At 43.8% G+C, this 19,907-nt stretch carries 16 protein-coding genes and 3 pseudogenes; 10 read left to right on the plus strand and 9 right to left on the minus strand.

Going from position 1 to position 19,907, the window contains the following annotated elements; translation table 11 throughout:
* Positions 1-35: 35 nt before the first annotated feature.
* Together ribF and BEB42_RS02825 are read right to left on the minus strand one after the other, a co-directional pair.
* Complete coding sequence (gene ribF / locus BEB42_RS02820; RefSeq protein ID WP_000767324.1) at positions 36-977, minus strand: bifunctional riboflavin kinase/FAD synthetase; 942 nt, start codon at positions 975-977, stop codon at positions 36-38.
* Between the two features lie 7 nt (positions 978-984).
* Entirely contained in the window at positions 985-1,203 is a 219-nt protein-coding gene (locus BEB42_RS02825; protein ID WP_001353471.1) for a DUF2575 family protein, read from the minus strand.
* Positions 1,204-1,305: 102 nt separating this feature from the next.
* On the opposite strand from BEB42_RS02825, the gene rpsT reads away from it, so the two are divergent.
* The 6 genes and pseudogenes from rpsT to BEB42_RS26145 all read left to right on the plus strand — a co-directional run bounded on the left by rpsT (position 1,306) and on the right by BEB42_RS26145 (position 7,580).
* A complete protein-coding gene (gene rpsT, locus BEB42_RS02830) occupies positions 1,306-1,569 on the plus strand; it encodes a 30S ribosomal protein S20 (protein WP_001274021.1) in 264 nt (87 codons plus the stop codon).
* A 486-nt stretch (positions 1,570-2,055) separates the two neighbouring features.
* Entirely contained in the window at positions 2,056-3,507 is a 1,452-nt protein-coding gene (locus tag BEB42_RS02835) for a type III effector (RefSeq protein WP_105267154.1), read from the plus strand.
* Positions 3,508-3,772: 265 nt separating this feature from the next.
* Positions 3,773-4,306 (plus strand): fimbrial protein, encoded by a 534-nt coding sequence (locus tag BEB42_RS02840; RefSeq protein WP_088541465.1) that lies wholly within the window; start codon positions 3,773-3,775, stop codon positions 4,304-4,306.
* Between the two features lie 50 nt (positions 4,307-4,356).
* Positions 4,357-5,038 (plus strand): annotated as a pseudogene (locus BEB42_RS02845) (fimbria/pilus periplasmic chaperone).
* A 12-nt stretch (positions 5,039-5,050) separates the two neighbouring features.
* Positions 5,051-6,518: pseudogene (locus BEB42_RS02850) on the plus strand (fimbria/pilus outer membrane usher protein); the annotation flags it as partial.
* A gap of 102 nt (positions 6,519-6,620) precedes the next feature.
* Positions 6,621-7,580: pseudogene (locus BEB42_RS26145) on the plus strand (fimbrial family protein).
* 37 nt (positions 7,581-7,617) lie between these two features.
* Here BEB42_RS26145 and nhaR read toward each other — a convergent pair.
* The 5 genes from nhaR to BEB42_RS02885 form a co-directional block, all read right to left on the minus strand.
* Positions 7,618-8,517, minus strand: coding sequence for a transcriptional activator NhaR (gene nhaR, locus BEB42_RS02865; RefSeq protein ID WP_001300855.1), 900 nt, complete (start codon positions 8,515-8,517; stop codon positions 7,618-7,620).
* A 65-nt stretch (positions 8,518-8,582) separates the two neighbouring features.
* Positions 8,583-9,749, minus strand: coding sequence for a Na+/H+ antiporter NhaA (nhaA, locus tag BEB42_RS02870; protein WP_039021792.1), 1,167 nt, complete (start codon positions 9,747-9,749; stop codon positions 8,583-8,585).
* Between the two features lie 235 nt (positions 9,750-9,984).
* Complete coding sequence (locus BEB42_RS02875; protein WP_236942401.1) at positions 9,985-11,148, minus strand: IS1/IS1595 family N-terminal zinc-binding domain-containing protein; 1,164 nt, start codon at positions 11,146-11,148, stop codon at positions 9,985-9,987.
* A gap of 224 nt (positions 11,149-11,372) precedes the next feature.
* Positions 11,373-12,866, minus strand: a complete 1,494-nt coding sequence (locus tag BEB42_RS02880) for a sulfatase family protein (RefSeq protein WP_105267156.1) — start codon at positions 12,864-12,866, stop codon at positions 11,373-11,375.
* Between the two features lie 20 nt (positions 12,867-12,886).
* Entirely contained in the window at positions 12,887-13,648 is a 762-nt protein-coding gene (locus BEB42_RS02885; protein ID WP_001274831.1) for an outer membrane protein OmpK, read from the minus strand.
* A gap of 614 nt (positions 13,649-14,262) precedes the next feature.
* On the opposite strand from BEB42_RS02885, the gene mokC reads away from it, so the two are divergent.
* Complete coding sequence (gene mokC, locus BEB42_RS02895; RefSeq protein ID WP_000809168.1) at positions 14,263-14,415, plus strand: type I toxin-antitoxin system toxin MokC; 153 nt, start codon at positions 14,263-14,265, stop codon at positions 14,413-14,415.
* A gap of 103 nt (positions 14,416-14,518) precedes the next feature.
* On the opposite strand, the gene dnaJ is transcribed toward mokC, so the two are convergent.
* Both dnaJ and dnaK read right to left on the minus strand, forming a co-directional pair.
* On the minus strand, positions 14,519-15,649 hold the full coding sequence (gene dnaJ, locus BEB42_RS02900; protein ID WP_001118464.1) for a molecular chaperone DnaJ: 1,131 nt from the start codon (positions 15,647-15,649) through the stop codon (positions 14,519-14,521).
* An 88-nt stretch (positions 15,650-15,737) separates the two neighbouring features.
* Positions 15,738-17,654, minus strand: a complete 1,917-nt coding sequence (gene dnaK / locus BEB42_RS02905) for a molecular chaperone DnaK (protein ID WP_000516135.1) — start codon at positions 17,652-17,654, stop codon at positions 15,738-15,740.
* A gap of 375 nt (positions 17,655-18,029) precedes the next feature.
* Between dnaK and BEB42_RS02910 the strand changes: the two genes are divergently transcribed.
* From BEB42_RS02910 to satP, 3 genes are all read left to right on the plus strand, one after another.
* Positions 18,030-18,434, plus strand: a complete 405-nt coding sequence (locus BEB42_RS02910) for a DUF2541 family protein (RefSeq protein WP_000843576.1) — start codon at positions 18,030-18,032, stop codon at positions 18,432-18,434.
* 25 nt (positions 18,435-18,459) lie between these two features.
* The gene (gene msyB / locus BEB42_RS02915; protein WP_001102400.1) at positions 18,460-19,173 is read left to right on the plus strand and encodes an acidic protein MsyB; all 714 of its coding nucleotides are present in this window, start codon (positions 18,460-18,462) and stop codon (positions 19,171-19,173) included.
* Between the two features lie 148 nt (positions 19,174-19,321).
* Entirely contained in the window at positions 19,322-19,888 is a 567-nt protein-coding gene (gene satP / locus BEB42_RS02920) for an acetate uptake transporter (RefSeq protein ID WP_000528541.1), read from the plus strand.
* Positions 19,889-19,907: the final 19 nt, after the last annotated feature.

Below are 19,907 nucleotides of genomic sequence, written 5' to 3' on the forward strand. Positions count from 1 at the left end.
TCGGTTCCGTATTTCGGTTTGATTACATAACAGGCTTAAGCCGGTTTTGTTAGCCCAAAAAATTCGCGGGCGGTTAATTCATCACGCGCAATCTGCGCTTTCAGTTCGTCCAGCGACGCAAATCGCTGCTCATTGCGTATTTTTTTACGCAGCACTACTTGTATATGGCGACCATACAGGTCCATTGCAACATCTAACAAATGCACTTCCAGCTGCTGGCGAATACCGGCAACCGTTGGGCGTGTTCCGATGTTTGCCACGCCGGGTAACGGCTTTTCACCGAGGCCCAGCACTTCTACCGCATAAACCCCTTTCACCGGGGAAACCTGACGGCGCAGCGGTACATTCGCCGTCGGGAAACCTATAGTGCGCCCTAATTCATCTCCGTGGACCACACGCCCGGAGATGGCAAACGGGTGCCCCAGTAAACTTTCTGCCAGAGCCAGATTGTCATCCGCCAGCGCCTGACGCACAGCGGTACTGCTGATGCGCACGCCACCTTCACAAAAAGTTTGCGTACTGGTGATATCGAAGCCGTATTCCGCGCCAGCTTTCTGTAATAACAAGAAATCGCCTTCACGACCAGCGCCAAAGCGGAAATCATCACCTACGGCAAGAAATTTTACCCGCAAATGCTTCACCAGAAGGTCACTGATGAAATTTTGCGCGGTTAACGCCGCGAAACGCCTGTCGAAACGCACGCACAGCACGTAATCAACGCCACACTCTGCAAGGTAACGCAGTTTTTCCCGCAGTCGGGTCAGCCGTGCCGGGGCTTTATCGGTAGCAAACAGTTCCAGTGGTTGAGGTTCAAAAAGCATCACCATCACCGGTAAGTTGCGCTTGCGCCCTTCTTCCTGCAAGCCCTGTAACAGCGCGCGATGACCGCGATGCACGCCGTCGAAATTACCAATAGTCAGCACACACCCTTCTTGCGGGGCCTGGCTGAGATTATGTATGCCGCGTATCAGCTTCATGTCTGGCTCAAAACAGTGAAAATCGTCCGAGTATACCTTGTACAGCGGTCAAGGTTAACCGGCGATTGAGTACCGAAATCAGAAAGAAGTGGCTTTTCATTGCCATGCCGCAAATTACGGGAAGAAACAGACCGCCTGCTGCAATTTTTATCGCGGAAAAGCTGTATTCGCACCACGCAAGCTGGTAGAATCCTGCGCCATCACTACGTAACGAGTGCCGGCACATTAACGGCGCTTATTTGCACAAATCCATTGACAAAAGAAGGCTAAAAGGGCATATTCCTCGGCCTTTGAATTGTCCATATAGAACACATTTGGGAGTTGGACCTTGGCTAATATCAAATCAGCTAAGAAGCGCGCCATTCAGTCTGAAAAGGCTCGTAAGCACAACGCAAGCCGTCGCTCTATGATGCGTACTTTCATCAAGAAAGTATACGCAGCTATCGAAGCTGGCGACAAAGCTGCTGCACAGAAAGCATTTAACGAAATGCAACCGATCGTGGACCGTCAGGCTGCTAAAGGTCTGATCCACAAAAACAAAGCTGCACGTCATAAGGCTAACCTGACTGCACAGATCAACAAACTGGCTTAATCGCCAATTTGCTGAAGCTTTGTGAAAAAGCCCGCGCAAGCGGGTTTTTTTATGTCTGCGGCTTTTGTGATGCCTGAGAGAACACAATGGCGATTGCCAGAGAGTCAAAAGTTACAGGTTCTTGCAGACATGCCGTTACACTCTCTGAACTCTTCGTGACTTAAGAATCGTAGAGTCATCGGCTGATATATTCTGAATAAGAATATCTACTCAATCTTCAGACTCCCCCTACACAGAATGTGGAGATTGTGATACACATTGAGGTATTAAACTTAAGACCACTCTACCTTTGAATTAAATTCCTATACTCTTTAACCATCCATAAATATCACTTTATTAAATCTAATAAATTATTAACCACAATCAATACAGGTTAAATACTTATTTATAATGTACTTATTAAAAACTAATGAGCGATTTTTGATAGTAATCACATATACTTTAAAATAAATTAATAAAAAAACTCATCAAATTCAAGGACTGATAATGAAAGATGGTATATATACTTTGCCACATTATCTTTATAAATCAAATATAGCAGATAATGAAACAATAAAGGAAACAAGAAAAGACAATTCATTAAAAATATTATGCGAGTATAAAACAGAGTTAATTATTTTATTTGATGATTTTTTTAGAAGCCAACAGTTACCTAAAATATCTCCAGCACTTCATTTTTTATTTCAACAAACTAATTTGATAGATGCGCATTTTTATAGATGTAAAGTCCAAGAACACACAATCCAACTTTCTTTTTTAAAAGACAAAAACATCACATTACTTAGATTGGATGTTTTTGATGACGTCACAAGTGAATATATTACTGAAGATATTAAGATATCAGAAGATTGCCATGTCAAATTCCTTAAATTTTTAAAGACAAACTTCGATCAGGAAATATACGATCAGTTATATACTCCTGAAATATTTTATGAAGCCTGCAAAAAAGTTCAGTCATTTTATGATCATCAGGATACCTTGCTAAACAGAAAATACAGAGAAATAGACAAGAAAAAAGGTTATCTTAGCAAGGAACTCAAAAAGCTAATTAAAATGAATACATACCCTGAGTTATACAATGGGCAATATCAAAAAATCCCTTACTTATCCATCGATGTTAACCAAGATATAACATGGCAGAATTTTAAAACTAGCAACACAGCATATTTACAGCTTTGTGAAAAATTATCATCTTTTAAAATTACGACTAATCAATTAATACAAAAAACAGCTTGCTGCACAACTGAAAAAACGACCACCAATAAATTTAATGTTGTCTTTTCTTACGACGGATATTATATAAAGGAATTTATACTTTTATTACCTTATAATAAATCCATGGAGATTTATGAACTTAACAAGCAAAAAATCCAGTACTTGACTGCTCCAAATATTAACATACATAAAATATTGCTATCAAACTTAACGATAGAAAAGAGCAACCTGACATATGGTTATTATTCCACTTGTATATTCTCAAATATATCATGCTTTGAAAGTGACTTATCAAACACAACCTTTTTCAATGGAGAAATAAATAATCTTTTCTTAAAAAAATGTAATATATTTGGAGTATTCTTCATTAAAACAAAAATAAAAAACCTTCTCTGTGAAGATATTATGCCTGTTCGATGGACCACTCAACTTGTCAATAAGTACTTAGGTAATATATATACAGGAGTATTCAAAACACTGGGAAGTATTGATGACAAAGCGTCTCGTTTCGAAATTTTGATTCCATTGGTTCAAACATTAGTTCGCGACAATGTAACGCTAAATAATGATGTGTATCAAGAATTGAGTAAGTATATGCACGATTACGACAAAACATCTCCGGAAATGAGTAAATACCTTCAGAGCATCAATGAAAGTATGTTCCTTATGACAAACATCCCTCATCAGGATCCCCCCCCCAAAGAAAGATGTTATTCAGAATAAAATTACATCTGATGTATATTAATTCACTGCAGAGAAATAAAAAAACCTGAAACATGCACTCAAATATCCTACTCTTCACTCTAATGAGTGAACCCCAGAACTTTTATAAAGAAGCGAGCAACGAAGAATATTAAACTTTCAACATTTCATCAACTTCACATCAAAAATTTAAAAACTTAAACATTAATATAAATACTAACAACCTGATCACATAATCAGGTTTGAAAATGAGCAACCTTCCATACTAGTCAATTAAGAATGATTTATGAAAAAGTATATTATTCCGTTCGTGGCGACAACGTTGATATTCAGCGTAACAACCTTCGCCAAGGATGTCGATCAAGGAACACTAACCGTTAGAGGAGAAGTTGTTGATACAACGTGTTACTTTGTTAATGGTGATTCAACAACCGATATTGTTGTCGAAGATGTTGTAACCAGTGCAATGAATCAACTTATTAATAATGAAATCTATACTTTAAAAACCGGTTCAACCGCTCATGACTTAGAAATTCAGTGTGATGGCAATACAGCACCAAATATCGAAGTATTAGCCTCAGAGTTTGATGCTAATAACTTTACGTTGAATAAAGGAACTGCTGAAAACGTTGGCTTTGCCTTTTTCCTCGGTGATGGAAATATGACAAGAATATTGCCAGGTGTAAAAACACCGCTGAAAGATAATGGTTCTGGACAATATTTTCTTAATTTAAATGCACAATATGAGCGTACAAGTACCGATCCTGTAACAAAAGGCTCCGTGGAGTCAACCGTGACGATTAAAATCAGTGCAGATTAAAATTTTTATGCCGGTAGCTCTGCTACCGGTATTATTTACGGAGTGATTACATGAGAATTATAACAGCATTGCTGATGTCATTTTTTATTTTACCTGTTCATGCGGGTGTGGTCATCTATGGTACGCGTATTATCTATCCAAAAAAAACAGAGAAGTTCTCGTACAGTTAATGAATCAAAGCAAAAATGCCTCTTTGATTCAGGCATGGATCGATGATGGAAACACAACTATCGCGCCAGAAAAAATTCAGGTCCCATTTATTCTCACTCCGCCAGTAAGTCGTGTAGCAGGAGGTTCTGGCCAACAACTAAAAATAAAAAAATGCCAAACAATTTACCTCACAATAAAGAAAGTTTATTTTATCTAAATGTTATAGACATCCCTCCAAACAACCCACAAAATGCTGGAAAAAACAAAATTAAACTTGCATTACAAAACCGTATAAAGTTATTTTGGCGTCCCGAAGGAGTAGCGCCGGTAGATAAAAAAAGCCTGTCTCAATTAAATATCAAAAAGAAAGATAATGCCATCTCAATAAACAATGAAACAGCGAACTGGATAACGATTACAACTATCAAAGCCCAAAATGTGAAAGTTAATAATGAAAGTATATTACTACCTCCATTTTCTAATAACGACATTACATTAAAAAATAACAACACCTCAGAGTATGAACTAACGGTAGTTGATGATTACGGGAATAATATCAATAGTAAAATCGCTGCAAAATAACAGGTAAAAGTCATGTTAAGGACGACACGATGGGTCGCTGCAATTATTATTTTGTATTCTTTTCCAGGTTATGCTGAAGAAACTTTTGATACACACTTTATGATCGGCGGCATGAGAGGAGAAAAAGTTTCTGAATATCATTTAGATAATAAACAACCGCTTCCAGGAAACTACGAACTTGATGTTTATGTAAACCACCAGTGGCGTGAGAAACAAGATATCACGATCCCAGAGTCACAAGCCAAACCATGTCTGCCTAAGGTGCTACTAACCACACTGGAGGTAAAGACCGATAATCTCAATACAGAAGATAATTGTATTTTACTGGATGAAGCGGTTCATGGTGGACAATATCAGTGGGATATCAGTGAACACCGACTAATTTTAACGATCCCACAGGCGTATATCAATGAACTTGAAAGAGGTTACGTTCCCCCGGAAAGTTGGGATCGCGGCATTGGTGCTTTTTATACCTCCTATAATTTATAGTCAGTATCGCTCTTATGACAGTAATAATAACAGTAATACAGCCAGTTATGGTCGTTTTAACAGCGGATTAAATTTATTTAGTTGGCAATTACACTCTGATGCCAGCTATAGCAAGCCTGATGATATGAAAGGCACATGGCAAAGTAATACTCTTTACCTGGAACGTGGCTGGTCGCAAATATTAAGCATAGTTCAGATAGGAGAAAATTATACATCCTCACTCATATTCGACTCTCTGCGATTTAGCGGAATACGCTTATTTCGCGATATGCAAATGTTACCTGATTCCATGCAGAGCTTTACACCTTTAGTACAAGGTATTGCGCAAAGTAATGCATTGATAACGGTTTCGCAAAATGGCTACATCATTTACCAAAAAGAGGTTCCCCCGGGACCATTTACTATCGCAGATTTGCAACTTTCGGGCAGCGGCTCTGATCTCGATGTCAGCATAAAAGAAGCAGATGGTAGTGTTCGTTCCTTTTTGGTGCCCTACTCTTCCGTGCCCAACATGCTGCAACCAGGTGTTTCAAATTTCGATTTTATCGCCGGACGCAGTAAGATATATGGTGTAAACAATCAGGAGGACTTTCTTGAGGCAAATTATTTATATGGCCTCAACAATCTTGTGACACTGTATGGCGGTACGATTTTAACCGATAACTATAATGCAATAACGTTAGGAAATGGTTGGAATACACCGCTGGGTGCTATTTCTTTTGACGCTACCCGATCGAGTAGTAAGTTAAATAATGATAAAATACACGAAGGTACAAGCTATCAGGTCGCCTATAATAAATATTTAGTGCAAACGACTACTCGCTTTAGCGTAGCCGCATGGCGTTATGCTTCACAGGATTATAGAACATTCAGCGACCATCTTTACGAAAATGATAAACACAATCATCATAGTGAATATGATGATTTTTATGATATTGGCAGAAAAAATAGCCTTTCTGCCAATATTATGCAACCTTTATCCACCGGCATAAAAATTGCTCTCAACGATGAACAGAACTTATTTTGTACCATTACTTTTAAAAACGTTATCGATGAAAATAAAACATATATATGTCAGTAAAAGGAGTTTACTATGAAGTGGCTTTTATTGCTCTCCTTGAGTCTATATTCTTTTATTGTGCAAAGTGCTCCCTGTGCAGTGACCAATGTCGGTGAACAACGTGGAACTTACACTCTAAAACCACTTAATATGAAAGGTAATCTCGCAGTTGAAAAAATTGAAAACACTGGAAATATCATTGAGTGTGCGGATTTGCAAGATACGACCAACGCCATTAAAGTTCATTTTTTAACACTGAACGCCTTAAGGTTTAAAGTGGGGGGGGCGTCATTATATTATTAATTTTCCTTTTGAATCTAACGGTAAAAAAATAGAACTACCCGGTAAATCATCTTATAATTTAGAAGAAGTCTTATCTGCAATAAATTTCACGATTCCATATTCTATTACTTCGTTACCAGATAATTCTCACATCTCAGATATTTTTCCAGGGGCACATTTTCCTTTGTTGTTCGAAATTGAAGTGAGCTCATGCATAGGGAGTAATACTAATTGTAACAGCGTCCGCTTTAACTTTAATTTAAATACCATTTTACAGGTTAACTTAATGACTTGTGGTTTTGAAGACAAATCCATCGACACTGGACGATTTGTACTGTCTCGTATCAATAGTGAAAATTATCAGTTTCATCATATAAGATTTGACTGCATCCAGGGCGAGCAAGGTGAATTAGTTTTTGAACCCAGCGAAGGTGAATATTACTTTGAACCGGTGACGATACAGGAGTCAGGAACCAGCATATTAAAAAATGAGTTAGAAAACAGTGAGGACGGTGCGGGTCAAATAGGCTTTCACTCTCCAATGATGGTACGAATGAAATCCAGTATGGTAAAAGCAATTACTACTCTTTTCAGCATCCCCATGAAGGAAGTAATCAAATTCCTCTATTTATTCACCCGCGTACATATGGAAACAATGTCTCAAGCGGGCAAATAATGAGCCGAGTCAAAATCGTGGTAATGTACAACTAATCTATCTCCCCCACTTTAACTTTGGGGGAGCTGCCGATTAACGTGCCGCTGGGCTAAAAAGCGCAGAATAATCCGTATTGCAGATTCGCTGTACCGCTGGATGCTGAATCATCCGCTCAGCAAAAATGGCATGGTACTCTTCCATCACATTTTCTACGCGACCAATTTCCACGACAGTTTTATCGGCATAAAAGTCATATGCATAAAGCGTTGGAGCAACGAAGATTGCATTGTGCATCGCACCAAAAGCTTTCATTAATGCGGCATCATCAAACTCGCCAAGGATTTCTACGTTTAATCCCTGGGAGTTAAACCAGTTAAGCAATTTGCGTCCTAACATTGAACGCCGTCCAGGAATCAAAAGCCGCCGTTCTTCCAGACAAGCCGGGAATGGTTTTTCCGGTGGTGGATTTGTACACCAGAAGCTCACGCCACATTCGCCAATTCTCACGGAGAACAGGCCTTCCTGCTGCGTAGAATCTATCGGGCAATCGGAAATGATCATATCCAATTTATGCTGACTTAATTGCTCCAGCAGCATTTCGTGGGTGGATTCGAAGCAGCGAAGATGAATCGGCTCACCTTCTACCACTGCGGCGTTCAGTACGCTACTGACCAGGCGTTTGGAAAGTGCATCAGCCACGCCAACGTCAAACAATAAATTGGACTCTTTGCGATAGTTCACGATATCCAGCATTTCCTGGCTTAAGGTAAACATTTTATCGGCATAGCGATAGACCAGCTCTCCCAGTTCGCTGGGTTCGAGACCACGTCCCTTGCGCTTAAATAGTTTACCTTGCAGACGCTCTTCCAGCGCCCGGATCTGCCCGGTAATGGTTTGTGGTGTTAAATAAAGCGCCTCCGCTGCGCCAACCACGGAACCTTCTTTATAGACATGCCAGAAGTAATACAAGTGGTTGTAATTGATATGAGACATGCTCATTTCTCTCCCTGAAAACAATGAAAAGGGAGCCGTTTATGGCTCCCCGGTAAACCGTCCTGTCACACTGATGGACGCAATCGAACGCGTAACCAGCTGTAGCCAATTACCGCCGAAGAGATAGAACCGACCAGGATACCGAGTTTCGCCCAGTTAATCAGTTCTGGATCTACGCTACCAAAGGCCAGACTGGCAATAAAGATAGACATAGTAAAACCGATACCGCACAGGATCCCCACCGCCATAATTTGCTGATAAGTCGTTCCCTCAGGCAGATGCGCTAGTTTCAAACGCAGCGCCAACCAGCAGAACAGACTAATCCCCAGTGGTTTGCCAATCAGCAAGCCAGCGATAATCCCCAATGGCAGAATGGAGGTCAAGCCATCCAGCGTGACGCCTTGCAGTGAAACGCCAGCATTAGCAAATGCAAACAGCGGCAAAATCAGATATGCCACCCACGGGTGCAACACATGCTCCAGTCGCTTCGCTGGAGAACGCCCATGCTTCTCTTTCAAAGGAATAAAGAAGCCGACAATTACCCCCGCCAGTGTTGCGTGAACCCCCGATTTCAACACCGCAGTCCACAACACCACGCCAACCAGAATATAAACGCCCGTGCGGCGTACACCACACAGATTCAGTACCGCGAGTACGGCAATTGCTACAGCCGCGACGCCAAGAGAGGCCATCGATAAGTCATTAGTGTAGAACAAAGCGATGATAATGATGGCCCCAAGATCGTCGATAATAGCCAGAGCCATCAAAAAGATCTTCAGCGCTAACGGAACACGACTTCCCAACAGCGCCAGCACACCAAGCGCAAATGCAATATCTGTCGCCGCCGGGATCGCCCACCCTTCGCGGGTAATCGGATCGGCATAGTTAAAGGCAAGATAGAGTAATGCCGGAACAATCATCCCACCAATAGCGGCGATAACTGGAAATGCGGCCTGCCGTAAGCTGGCTAGCGATCCTTGCATCAGTTCACGTTTAACTTCCAGACCGACTAACAGGAAAAATACCGCCATTAGCGCGTCATTTATCCATAACAGCATGTTTTTGTTGATTTCAAGTGAACCAACCTGGAGCTGAACCGGCGTCTCAAGAAAATCGTGATACCATCCACTGGTTGTACCGCTGTTGGCCATAATCATCGCCAGGACAGCGGCAATTATGAGAATAATGCCTCCCGAGGCATCACTGCTAAAGAATCGATGCAGATGTTTCACTTTTTATTTCTCTTTCAGGTGAATAGATCGTTTTTACTATTTTACCCCGCACAAATCTTCGTTAAAATCAGATTATAGTGTAGGAATAATTCGTTTTTTACGATCTATTAAAAGAATTGCGCCATCAGCGAGAGATGAGTTTTTGATGCCCGAAAGCGGCGGCTGATGACCTTAACCCCCATTAATCATAGTCTAAGGCCAAGATTTCTGAAGAAATTATTCGGAAAAGTAATAATTAAATTGTTCCATGCTCTAGTTTTTTATTCCACAGATGTTTGAGGATATCTAATGTAGAAACGACATTCGCAGGAGACATTCGGTTCAATGATATAAGGAAAGGATGGTTCTCCACAAAGTGGATAAAACGCGTCGCACTGTTCAATGTTGCATGCCGCATCTCGCGGACTTTCTTACTGCCAGTGAGATTGCATACAGCCATTGAATAATTGCGGTTAGAAAATGCACGCCAGACATTGTTTCGTACCCCACCACTAAGGAATAATCGCGGTGGAAAATCAATGCTGGCAGGTGCCACACCGCGCTCTTTGACAAAGGAAATATGGCAGCGACCTTGATGAATATGCTGCAAATTAGCCATCAGGCATCCGCCCAATATAAAGCATTCGTGATCAAGGTAATGCTGAACGTTAATGGAATGTTCATCGGTCAGTATTCTGACTAGTTCAAAATGACGATATGCAGGAAGAACCGGCTTCACCAGCATTCCCGGATCGTTTTGATGTAAAACTGCCGGGCCGTAATCAATATCAAACAAGGTATCCCGCCGCATAGTGAGTAACTCTTTGCGTTGGACATGATGTGCCAGCGTCCCTGGAGGCATACGCTCTTCATAGCTCGATGTGTATTGATAATGTGGCTCTACGGCAGATGGGGAGTAATTGGTTGAGATGGCAACCACCCTACCGCTTTGTTCTTCTGCGGTAACAAGAGCATAAAGAGAGTTATTGCTACCATTATACTTGACGCGAAAAGCGCGGGTACTCAGGGTAATATCAGAGGCAGAGAAACGCTGTCGACTTTCTTTATAGTTTGCTCCACGCGCTAATTTTAACAGTTCTCGGCTAAGTCCAGTGCTGTTAAGAAGTAATGACTTTCTGATATCCGCAAGTGCCTCCCCTTGCTCAATCATCAATGCTAACTGGGCTCCTCGTGGTGTGGTAATTACATGTTCCAGAGTGATAAATGTTTTCTCACAATGATGGCAATACATTCTTCTCTGGCCTTGTGCAGAATATCCATATTTTTTGAGAGACGTACTTCCGCAAGTTGAACATTGGCAAATCAAACCTCTCCAGGAGTGATTCACAATATTACGATAAATATTAAGCGACTGTTCAGATATCACTGGAAACAAGTAACCACATTCACGGCATAAAATATTTTTACCCTGTGCGACATAATCCTAGCTATTCAGCAACCCCAGGTTTTTACATCCTGGTGTTTTGCAACAATCAACATTTACGTTGGTAAACATATCCACTCCCTGCGAATAGCCGTATCTTGATATTGTTCAACGCGAAAAGAACCTGATTCAATGCGTAGCACTGAATCAGGCGGGCATAGCCCTAAATGGCATACATTACATTTATTATGATTATCAGGTTAGCCCCAGGTCACCGCTTCTGGTTTATCACCTCTGGCTTTCATTAGAGAATCATTATCAATATCAGTTTTATATTTTAAAAACTTACCATACATCTGTTTTTCAATATCTGGTTTTTTACCGATCAGATTAAGTGTTTCAAAACGATCAGATTTCAGATTGTAGAGATATTTCGGTTTATTATTGCGATCGATAATCATCTTCCAGTCACCATCACGGATCGCCCATTCATCGGTTGGATCATCCTGGAATGGCATATCAATCCCGAAAATTAATGGCTTTTCGCGTTTCAATGCTTTTTGCTCAAGAACAGGAACCAGCGATTCACCATCGAAAGTACGGTCTGTAGGTAATTTGAAGTTCATCATTTTCGCTAAAGTAGGCATCCAGTCCAGACCATAAACGGGAGTATCTGAAACCATTCCCTGTGGTAGATGTTTACCATATTTAATAATAGCTGGAACACGAATTCCGCCTTCCCAAAGGTTATCCTTGCGACCGCGTAATCCATCCGTTTCCCCTGCCAAATTCAGCTCATACACTTTGCGCGCTTCACGCGTTACCGGACCGTTATCACTGGTAAAAATAACGATTGTGTTATCTTCTTCACCCATCGCTTTGATTTTATTCAGCACTTTTCCAACCTGTGCATCCAGATAGCTGATATTGGCATAATATTCCCCCACACCACGCCAGGGTTTGTCTGCCCAGTCGCCATAAAATAAATCAGGATGCTGTTTCTGATACGCGCTCATATATTGTGAGTACATGTCGAGGTATTTTTTGGGCGAAGCCAGGGGGCTATGCACTTCGGTAAAAGCAACATAGAGGAAGAAAGGCTTGCTGTCCTTTTTGTTATCCAGCCAGTTGACGACTTCCGAACTGACATACTCACCGCTCATTTTATCGGCTCGTGGAGTGGGTTGCCCGTTACGTAGCCAGCCTGTCGGGTAAACTATGCCATAACGCGGGCGTTCTTTAGCGTTATCTAGCGTGGCGTCGGTAACAAAGCCCGCCGTATTAACCAGTGAGTAATCAAAGCCCATATCTTTTGCCTGAGGCTGATCGGTACGATCGCCGCCTGCATTCAGATGCAGCTTACCCATCATGGCCGTGTCATACCCTTGCGCTTTGAGTAGATTAGCAATCGTGAGTTCATTACGCCCTAATGCCACATCTTTTCCCGTTGGGATCCATGAACGTATGCCGGTACGAAATGGCATCCGCCCCGTTAATAACCCCGCTCGCGAAGGAGAACTTAAGGGAGCTGGTGCATAGTAGTCAGTAAATTTGACGCCCTCCTGGGCAAGCCTGTCAATATTGGGGGTTTTAACGATCTGATGTCCATATGTTGCTAAATCACCATAGCCTAAATCATCCGCCATAATGATGACTAAATTGGGTTGTTTAGTCTCGGCAGCTACGACTGGATTAAAAGCATTCCCTGTGCAAACTGCAAGGCCGATCAAACTGGCCATTAACGTTTTCTGCATAATTATTCCCTGATAAAAAATTAGAAATCATAACCAAGCATATAAATCATTTGATCGCCAAAGCCATCGTAGCCCAGCTTATTATCGAAATAACGCCACGTCACACTGGCTTTCCAGCGAGGATAGAACTTCCAGGCAATAGTTAAACCGCCATTTAATCCGTTCCGGCCAAATTGCTGCTCCGTGTAAGCATCGTTCCTGTCCAGTTCTATTTCATTCCAGTTAGATAAAACAAATTTTTCGTCAAATAACATAAATGGCAATACTGCTGTCCAGCCAACAACATAACCATTCCAACCATTCGTTTGACCATATTTAGCTGATACGTAGTCACCAGATTGATTATGTAATCCAATATACGGTTTAAAAAAGCCCCACTCGCCGTTCCAGCCGAGGTAACCGAATCCATAAAACATGTCCAGATCGTCACCCCATGAGTTATCCCATTGGCCATAAATTTTGCCAAAGAATGTCATATCAGAGTCAAAGAGTCTGACATGCGTCATTGCTGAAACCGTATGATTTCTCCCTGCTACAGCATGATTGAGTACATTACTTTCATAAAATGAGTAAAATTCTGCTTCTTTAAAATTTACCCCAAAATCCGCAGTCACTTTCCATACTTCACCACGGTGAGTGTTTACAAATCCACTATTCCAGTCTGCATAACCCGCATTTATTGAACCAAAGGTTCCTTTATATTCTAATGAAGAATATGCAGGAAAATGATAGATAGCTGTTATCAGGGTACACGCAATAAGAAGTCGTCTTTTGGCAGACATATAATATGCTCTCCATTCATTGTTTTTATGGTTCCATAGAAATCAATACATCAGATAATTCATTTTTATTAAGAATGACCAGGCCAGTATATTTAAAGATGACTATCGAAGCGTGATGAAGATCGCAGATTACTTTTGCGAACGGGCGGAGAGATATCGTGTTTCAGAAAATGTGTCTATTTTAAATATCACCCTTTGATTTATAGGCATTTTTCATGATGAACTTAGCATTGACTGCTGAACGTATTTCTTTGTCTCTCTATAGTATTACACTAACATTTAATAATTAATTTCCTTTAACTATTCACTTTTGATAGAGGAAAACACTTTTTTTTGTGAATCCCTGGATATATTTAAGTTAAATAAATTGATGTATTGAAATATTATTCCGTAAAAATGCGAGGCGTCTTCAGAAAAAGAATTGATAAAACAGAAATGAATTAAAAGCGCAGTATAATAGCGGCGGGTGCTTGAGGCTGTCTGTCTCAGGCATTAGCTGAACGGCAGATAGAGAAAAGCCCCGAGTGATATTTTACCATCAACCCGAGGCCCCCTATATGCTGAACACATGTAGAGTGCCTCTTACTGACCGTAAGGTCAAGGAGAAGAGAGCAATGAAGCAGCATAAGGCGATGATTGTCGCCCTGATCGTCATCTGTATCACCGCCGTAGTGGCGGCGCTGGTAACGAGAAAAGACCTCTGTGAGGTTCACATCCGAACTGGCCAGACGGAGGTTGCTGTTTTCACGGCTTACGAATCCGAGTAAGAGCAACGGCGGGGAGTGATCCCCGCCACTTTACAGGTGCTCGCATATCTTCAACGCACCCTATTTTTACCCAAGCCTGCCCACAGGCAGGCTTTTGGGGAGGTTAGCGAGTCAGGTCGTCAAAAAACTTCTTCACACCATCAAAGAAGCTCTTTGAACGCGGGCTGTTGTGCTCACCGGTTGGGCCACCGAAGCTTTCCTGCAGCTCTTGCAGCAGCTGTTTCTGCTTCTCGTTCAGACCTACCGGTGTTTCGACGACAACGCGGCACAGCAAATCACCCTGTGCGCCACCGCGGACAGACTTGACGCCTTTACCGCGCATACGGAACAGCTTACCGGTCTGGGTTTCGCCAGGCACTTTCAGTTTGACGCGACCATCAAGAGTCGGTACTTCGATTTCGCCACCCAGCGCCGCCATAGCGAAGTTGATCGGGACTTCGCAATACAGGTTGTTGCCTTCACGCTCGAAAATCGGGTGCTGTTTAACCTGAACCTGAACGTACAGATCGCCTGCCGGTGCGCCATGCTCGCCCGCTTCACCTTCGCCCGCAAGACGGATGCGGTCTCCAGTGTCCACTCCTGCCGGGATTTTAACGGACAGCGTTTTGCTGCGCTCAACACGACCATGACCATGACATTTGTTGCACGGATCTTTGATCAGCGTACCGCGGCCCTGACAGTGTGGACAGGTCTGCTGTACAGCGAAGAAGCCCTGGCGCATCTGCACCTGACCAGAACCATGGCAGGTCGGACAGGTCTGCGGCTGTGTACCTGGTTTTGCACCGCTACCGTGGCAAACGTCACACTCTTCCAGAGTCGGAATGCGGATCTCTTTGGTCACGCCACGTACAGCTTCTTCGAGGGTGAGCTCCATGTTATAGCGTAAATCAGCACCGCGCGCCGCACGTTGACGACCACGTCCGCCGCCAAAAATATCGCCGAAAACGTCACCAAAAATATCGCTGAAGTCTGCGCCGCCGCCAAAACCGCCGCCGCCCATGCCGCCTTGCTCAAAAGCAGCATGACCATACTGATCGTATGCCGCACGTTTTTGCGAGTCGGTCAGAACTTCATAAGCTTCCTTGATCTCTTTAAATTTCGCCTCGGCCTCTTTGTCACCCTGGTTACGGTCCGGGTGGTATTTCATGGCCAGGCGTTTGTAGGCCTTTTTGATTTCACGCTCTTCCGCTGTTTTGGAAACGCCTAAAATCTCGTAATAATCTTGCTTAGCCATCTTTTTTAAATTGCCCCTAGATGAATGCACGGGCGGAGAGGAAATTCCCCTTCGCCCGTGTCAGTATAATTACCCGTTTATAGGGCGATTATTTTTTGTCTTTGACTTCTTCAAATTCAGCGTCGACAACATCGTCATCTTTCGCGTTGTTTGCAGAAGCATCAGCACCGGCAGTCTGCTGCTGGGCATGTTGCTGCTGGGCGATTTCCATCAGTTTCTGGGAAACCTGTGCCAGTTCCTGCATTTTCGCTTCGATAGCGGCTTTGTCTTCACCTTTCAGAGCAGTTTCCAGTGCAGTCAGCGCAGACTCGATAGCAGTTTTGTCGTCAGCCGGCAGTTTGTCGCCTGCTTCTTCAACCTGCTTACGGGTGCTGTGCAGCAGATGGTCGCCCTGGTTGCGAGTCTGTACCAGCTCTTCAAACTTACGGTCAGCTTCGGCGTTAGCTTCTGCGTCGCGTACCATTTTCTGGATTTCATCTTCGTTCAGACCAGAAGAAGCCTTGATGGTGATCTTCTGCTCTTTACCGCTGTTTTTATCTTTCGCGGAAACGTGCAAGATACCGTCAGCATCGATATCGAAGGTAACTTCGATCTGCGGCATGCCGCGCGGTGCCGGGTTGATACCATCCAGGTTGAACTGACCCAGAGATTTGTTATCAGCTGCACGTTTACGTTCACCCTGCAGCACATGGATGGTTACCGCAGACTGGTTGTCTTCAGCGGTAGAGAACACCTGGCTGTGCTTGGTCGGGATAGTGGTATTTTTCGCGATCAGCGTCGTCATCACACCGCCCATGGTTTCGATACCCAGAGACAGCGGGGTAACGTCCAGCAGCAGTACGTCTTTTACGTCACCAGTCAGAACACCACCCTGAACAGCAGCACCGATGGCTACAGCTTCGTCCGGGTTAACGTCTTTACGCGGCTCTTTACCAAAGAATTCAGCAACTTTCTTCTGAACCATTGGCATACGAGTCTGACCACCAACGAGGATAACGTCGTCAATATCAGATACGGACAGGCCAGCGTCCTGCAGAGCAACTTTCAGCGGCTCAATGGAACGGTTCACCAGGTCTTCTACCAGGCTTTCCAGTTTCGCACGAGTCACTTTGATGTTCATGTGTTTCGGACCGGTCGCGTCTGCAGTGATGTACGGCAGGTTAACGTCGGTCTGCTGAGCGGAAGAAAGTTCGATTTTCGCTTTTTCTGCCGCTTCTTTCAGGCGCTGCATTGCCAGCGGATCGTTGCGCAGGTCAATGCCCTGATCTTTCTTGAATTCTTCAACCAGGTAGTTGATCAGACGGCTGTCGAAGTCTTCACCACCCAGGTGGGTATCACCGTTGGTTGCCAGAACTTCGAAGGTTTTTTCGCCGTCAACTTCGTCGATTTCGATAATAGAAATATCGAAAGTACCACCACCCAGGTCATAAACCGCGATAGTACGGTTGCCAGTACCTTTGTCCAGACCATAAGCCAGCGCAGCTGCGGTCGGTTCGTTGATGATACGTTTTACTTCCAGACCAGCGATACGGCCTGCGTCTTTGGTTGCCTGACGCTGAGCATCGTTAAAGTATGCCGGTACGGTAATAACAGCTTCAGTTACCGGTTCGCCCAGGTAATCTTCCGCGGTTTTCTTCATTTTTTTCAGCACTTCAGCAGAAATCTGCGGCGGTGCCATTTTCTGGCCTTTAACTTCGACCCAAGCGTCGCCGTTATCAGCAGCAATAATTTTGAACGGCATGATGGAAACATCACGCTGTACTTCTTCGTCCTGGAAGCGGCGGCCAATCAGGCGTTTAATCGCAAACAGGGTGTTTTGCGGGTTTGTCACTGCCTGACGTTTAGCCGGCTGACCAACCAGAGTTTCACCATCCTGGGTATAGGCAATGATAGAAGGCGTGGTGCGATCGCCTTCGGCGTTCTCCAGCACTCGCGGAGTGGTGCCATCCATAATCGCTACACAAGAGTTGGTAGTACCCAGGTCGATACCAATTATTTTACCCATCTAAACGTCTCCACTATATATTCGGTCATCATGTGGTTGTGAGTCTGTAATAGGGGCGAAACGTCTGGTTTCAACTGCCCAATTTCATTTTTTTGCAGACTCACTCACTGCGGTTGACTACTAAATGGGGTCGTAACCCACGTCATCAAGGGGGAGATGCAAAAATTTTTTGTGCTTTTGCGCAGAAATTTCGCGATATGCCAGAACAAGACACGAAACTGACAGCAATTTTATTCATATAAAGAATGAATGGCAGCCAAGACATTCATAGAAAAATTGTAATAAAAAGAAAATATTACGTACCTGAATCTTCTCTTTATCAGCAGTAAACTAGTGGGTATTCATCCCCTACCTCTCCCCACTAAGAGAATACTTATGAAATCCGTTTTTACGCTTTCCGCCAGCCTGGCGATTAGCCTGCTGCTGTGCTGCACGGCGCAGGCAAACGACCATAAAATCCTCGGCGTCATTGCCATGCCGCGTAACGAAACCAACGATCTGGCGCTGAAACTTCCTGTTTGTCGCATTGTTAAACGCATTCAACTCACTGCCGACCATGGCGATTTACAGTTAAGTGGTGCATCGGTTTATTTCAAAGCCGCCCGTAGCGCCAGTCAGAGCCTGAATATTCCTTCAGAAATAAAAGAAGGGCAAACCACTGACTGGATCAACATTAACAGCGATAACGACAATAAACGCTGCGTCTCAAAAATCACCTTTTCCGGCCATACGGTGAACTCATCGGATATGGCCACGCTGAAAATTATCGGCGACGACTAACGCCAGAATATAGAAGCCACAAAAAATGAATGTTAATTACCTGAATGATTCAGATCTGGATTTTCTCCAGCAATGTAGTGAGGAACAATTGGCAAATTTCGCCCGGCTGCTCACCCATAATGAAAAAGGCAAAACTCGCCTCTCCAGCGTACTGATGCGCAACGAACTGTTTAAATCGATGGAAGGACATCCCGAGCAACATCGCCGCAACTGGCAGCTGATTGCCGGAGAATTACAGCATTTTGGTGGCGATAGTATCGCCAACAAACTGCGTGGACACGGTAAATTGTATCGGGCCATTTTGCTCGATGTTTCAAAACGATTGAAGCTGAAAGCCGACAAAGAGATGTCTACGTTTGAAATTGAGCAACAGTTACTGGAACAATTTCTGCGTAATACCTGGAAGAAAATGGATGAGGAACATAAGCAGGAGTTTCTGCACGCGGTCGATGCCAGGGTGAATGAGCTGGAAGAGCTGCTGCCGCTGCTGATGAAAGACAAATTATTGGCAAAAGGCGTGTCGCATTTGCTTTCCAGCCAATTGACCCGCATTTTACGCACCCACGCAGCAATGAGCGTACTTGGGCATGGTTTGCTGCGCGGCGCGGGGCTGGGAGGCCCTGTAGGCGCGGCACTAAATGGGGTTAAAGCGGTCAGCGGCAGCGCCTATCGCGTGACGATTCCAGCCGTACTGCAAATCGCCTGCCTGCGCCGGATGGTTAGTGCCACTCAGGTCTGATACCGGAAACCGGGGAAAATTTTCATTTTCCCTTCAAAAGATCGTAGACACTGCCCCACTGGCTGATTATTATGCCGCGCCCTGAAAACACTACAGTTATTCAGGGAAATTATTTCACCATTCATTCGATGATGATTTTTGAGGAATTATGGGCAACACTAAGTTGGCTAATCCGGCACCGCTGGGCCTGATGGGCTTCGGCATGACCACCATTCTGCTTAACCTGCACAACGTGGGTTATTTCGCTCTTGACGGTATTATTCTTGCAATGGGCATTTTCTACGGCGGCATCGCGCAAATTTTTGCTGGTCTGCTGGAGTACAAAAAAGGCAACACTTTCGGTTTAACCGCATTCACCTCTTATGGTTCTTTTTGGCTGACGCTGGTTGCGATTCTGCTGATGCCGAAACTGGGTCTGACCGATGCGCCAAATGCACAGTTCCTTGGTGTATACCTGGGTCTGTGGGGCGTATTTACGCTGTTTATGTTCTTCGGCACGCTGAAAGGCGCACGCGTTCTGCAATTCGTTTTCTTTAGCCTGACCGTGCTGTTTGCCCTGCTGGCGATCGGTAACATTGTCGGTAATGCCGCGATCATCCACTTTGCCGGCTGGATTGGTCTGATCTGCGGTGCCAGCGCAATCTATCTGGCGATGGGTGAAGTACTGAACGAGCAGTTTGGTCGCACCGTTCTGCCGATTGGTGAATCACACTAATTGTTTTGAGATCCCCCCG

It is taken from the genome of Escherichia sp. MOD1-EC5990, from assembly GCF_002965285.1.
Taxonomy (GTDB): Bacteria; Pseudomonadota; Gammaproteobacteria; order Enterobacterales; family Enterobacteriaceae; genus Escherichia; species Escherichia coli_F.